General features: G+C 50.0%; 1 protein-coding gene. It reads right to left on the bottom strand.

Translation table 11 applies throughout. The features are described 5' to 3' along the window. Positions 1-170: 170 nt before the first annotated feature. On the bottom strand, positions 171-2,333 hold a 2,163-nt coding region (locus tag VN105_RS06105), incomplete at its 5' end, for a GH92 family glycosyl hydrolase (protein WP_325638946.1).

The following is a 2,333-nucleotide window of genomic DNA, read 5'->3' as shown; positions in this document are numbered from 1 at the left end:
TTTGATTTTGTAATGATTAAATGATTGGGGGGGATGCAAGCGAGTGCTTTATCCGCTTAAATCTCCCCAAATCATTTTTAATCCAAAGTAATCAAATCAGGGTAATCAGCGTAATCAGTTTAATCCTGAGTCAGACAAAATCCGCTTAAAATCGCCGAAGGCGATGCACACTACAACGCATGAACACTCGCCCCCCAGCGGCGATCCGGCTCCGGGCCCATTTCCAGCTCCAGGCTGCCGCCCTGCATCAGTTGCTGGTGGGTGAAAAAGGGAGAGGTAAGCACTTCCCCGTTCAGGCGGGCGCTTTGGATGTATTTGTTGATATCAGAGCAATGGTGCGCAATGATGGTGAAGCGGCGGTTTTCCGGGAGGGTAATGGTGATCCTGCTGAATACAGGGCTGCCAATAGTATAAATGGGAATGCCGGGGGTAACCGGGTAGAAGCCCATAGATGCAAACACCACGAAGGCGCTCATACCGCCACCGTCTTCATCGCCGGGAATGCCGAATACATTGTCTTTGAACCAGAGATCCAGTAAAAAACGAACCCGCTTCTGTGTTTTCCAGGGTGCACCGGCATAATTATACAGCCAGGGAATGTGAAAGCCGGGTTCATTACCCATAGAAAATTGTCCCACCAGGCCGGTGGCATCCGGGAACTTGTGCCATAGCTCATAGCGGGGCATACCGGGGTCTTTACGGAATAATTCATCCAGCCTGGCTTCAAAACGTTTTTCACCACCCATTAAACTGATGAGTGCCGGCAGGTTATGCTGCACCTGCCAGAGATAGGTCCAGCCATTGTTTTCATCGTAATAATCGCGGCCACCCGGACCACCATCAAAAGCGGGATCTATATTTATCCAGTTACCGCCGGCATCTTTGGGCATAAAGAAGCCGTTGCCGGCATTCCAGAGGTGACGATAGTTTTCACCCCGGGCGGCAAAAAGGCGGGCATCCTCCAGGTGTTTTAATGCGGCAGCAAACTGCGACAGTGCCCAGTCGTCATAACTATGCCCCAGTGTTACCGCTACTGCCTGCCGTTTTTCAAAGGGATGTACTGCGCTGATGGTTTCAGTGTCGCCTGGCGGCAATGCCGGAAAGTAGCCGTGGGTATAGTAGAAAGAGTCGAGCGGACCATTGGGGCCGTTACGCCAGGGCAGCATGGTGGCCATCAGCGCGTTTTTTTTCATCCCTTCGTAAGCGGTCTCAGGATCTTTTATGGAGATGCCTTTACGCAATGCATCAAGGAAAATAATGGTGCTGTGAAAGCCGTTCATACAGGGATGATCGCCATACAGCCGGGGAAAGGTGGGCATCCATCCGCTTTGCCGGTACATTTCCACGTAAGCGTTGAGCATGTCTGCCTCCTGCTGCGGATGTAGGATCATGCGCAGTGGATGCAGCGCCTGGTAAGTATCCCAGGTGGCATCATCCACATAAAACGGCTGGGAGGTACGGTTTACTTTCTTATTGTAGCCACTGTAATAAAGTGAATCTTCCGTAATGTTGACCATCCGTTCATGGCAGCGGTACAGGGCCGTGTAAAAAGAGCGGCGCTGCGCCAGGGAACCACCTTCTACTGTAATGAGATCCGTTACGGCCTTCCATTGCCGGCGACCATTATTTTGTACTGCTGTGAAGTCCCTGTCACCTATCTCCCGCTTAAAACTATTCTCCGCACTTGCCGCGCTCACATAGGAAACGGCATATTTCAGGGTAACGGCGGTAACAGCGGTATCCGGGAAAGAAAGATATTGCAGTGTATCCGTAAGCGTTATAACGTTAACGGGCGTATTAAATTTTCCATACAGGTATACAGGAATATCTCCATGATAAAATGTTTGCGCAGTGATCACTGCACCGTTGGCGTGATACTTTGTATTGTCGGTCAATAAGTATTTTAATGCACCGGATTGCCAGGTAAAACGATAAACACCGGTTTTACTACCCGGCGTGAACTCCACAATGGTATTGCTTTCTTCCAGCGTAGTGCGGTAATACCAGGGATGAATAACTTCCTGGTCGTATGTTTGTTGCTGCCAGGAAGCGGGCGTAATTTTCCCGGTGGCGGGTTGCATTACAAACAAGGGGCCACTGTTATGAGCTGCCATCTGTAAAGGGAACCCGCGGATCTGGTCATCTGTATGATCTTTCCTTAAGGGATATACGCGGATCATCTGGTTGGGCAATTGCATTACGGGCCTGGTAGGCTGCAATAACGTGGAAATATTTCCGATAGTAGGGTCTATATACTGTTCTGTGCTTGTTTGCGGGCTATTGCTGCAACTGAGTAAAAACAGTAAGGCCACTACCGGCAGGTAACAAAAAGG

The organism is Chitinophaga sp. (genome assembly GCF_035564935.1).
In the GTDB taxonomy this organism is placed as follows: Bacteria; Bacteroidota; Bacteroidia; order Chitinophagales; family Chitinophagaceae; genus Chitinophaga.
The sequence above is the reverse complement of the archived record's forward strand: the minus strand, read 5'-3'. Positions and strand labels throughout refer to the sequence as shown.